We start from the raw sequence: 1036 nt of genomic DNA, 5'->3' as shown, positions 1-1036 counted from the left end.
AAGTATTGGCCGGTTAAACGGTGTTGAGCAAGGCTTGTCTAGCGCGCTGTCTAGCGCCTTGTCTCAAGTAGATTCCTTGTCTGTGCTCCAGCAAGCTGATGTTGGCGCCTATCGCCCTATGATCAATGCACCGACTCAAGTTACAGAACAGCGCTTACTCAGTCATGCGATGCAAGAAGCGAAAAAACTTAATGTTCAGTTCGTAGTTTCTGGAGTGGTTCGTGATATGGGTTTAGTTAATCCAAAGGCTTATGAAACCTCGGTGTGGAGAAAAAGTATCAAGTTCTTTGCTCAAGCAGACGAGCGACGTCGATTCTCGGTTGATCTGTTTGTTCATGATGGATTGACGGGCGAGCTTGTATGGCGAGAAAACTTCGCGACGCAAGGAGATTGGTCTCCAGATTTATCTGATGAAATAGGCTTTGCTACACAAGCTTTTTGGAAAACATCATACGGATTGCATATCTCTAACTTACTCGAGTCAATGAGCTTCGCGTTAGATGAGCAGTTGCGTTGTCAGCCTTTTATGACACGCATTGCTCGTGTTGATGGAAAAACAATTCATTTTTCTTCTGGCGCAAGCGTAGGATTGCGACCAGGCGATAAGCTTAGTGTTTATCGAAGTTTCAATTTTTACGATGCCTTGCAGCAAAAGGGACTGGAGCTAACCAATACAAAAGCTGTATTGACGGTCTCTCAGGTTCATCCAAATTTTGCTAGTGGTAAGATTGGGCTAGATCCGGGCCGTTTGAATATTCAGCAAGATGACGTTCTGATTGTTTGGTAAGGACTAAAGCCAGCGTCCGAAGAGCAATAGTATTAGACTTCCCGCAACTCGTTTCCATAAAGGCTGTTTGGCAAGACTACTCAATGTTTGTTTGGTCGTGTACGAACAATCATGATGAAAATCATCGAGTAGTTGTTGTTTGGCTTCTTTGGTTTGAAGTATGTAGTCGACTTCGAGATCGTGCCGAAAGCTTCGATGATTCATATTGCTGGAACCAATACTCGCCCATTCATCAATCATGATTGTTTT

2 protein-coding genes are annotated in these 1036 nt (G+C 43.9%); one reads left to right on the top strand and one right to left on the bottom strand.

Features of this window, described 5'->3' with window-relative positions; genetic code table 11:
- A partial coding sequence (locus A3738_RS20270) for a flagella assembly protein FlgT middle domain-containing protein (RefSeq protein ID WP_304440120.1) occupies window positions 1-787 on the top strand: 787 nt, incomplete at its 5' end.
- A 3-nt stretch (window positions 788-790) separates the two neighbouring features.
- Here A3738_RS20270 and A3738_RS20265 read toward each other — a convergent pair.
- A partial coding sequence (locus A3738_RS20265) for a phospholipase D-like domain-containing protein (RefSeq protein WP_231876711.1) occupies window positions 791-1036 on the bottom strand: 246 nt, incomplete at its 5' end.

It is taken from the genome of Oleiphilus sp. HI0066, from assembly GCF_001635725.1.
The sequence above is the reverse complement of the archived record's forward strand: the minus strand, read 5'-3'. Positions and strand labels throughout refer to the sequence as shown.